The 220-nt window shown below is 44.5% G+C and carries 1 pseudogene; it reads left to right on the plus strand.

Going from position 1 to position 220, the window contains the following annotated elements:
- Positions 1–220: pseudogene (locus CD118_RS11645) on the plus strand (deoxyribose-phosphate aldolase); the annotation flags it as partial.

A 220-nucleotide genomic window follows, 5' to 3' on the forward strand; every position in this document is an offset into this window, starting at 1 on the left:
GTTCAATACGCTGCCGAACGTCTTGCAGACAGTGACGTGCTCGTGTGTACGGTGATTGGTTTTCCATTAGGCGCATCCACAACAGAAACGAAAGCTTTTGAAACAGAAGATGCTTTACGTAAAGGTGCAGATGAAATTGATATGGTCATCAACATTGGTGCTTTGAAAGACGGACGTTACGCTGATGTACAACAAGATATTGAAGCTGTGGTCAAAGCGG

Source organism: Staphylococcus coagulans (assembly GCF_002901995.1).
In the GTDB taxonomy this organism is placed as follows: domain Bacteria; phylum Bacillota; class Bacilli; order Staphylococcales; family Staphylococcaceae; genus Staphylococcus; species Staphylococcus coagulans.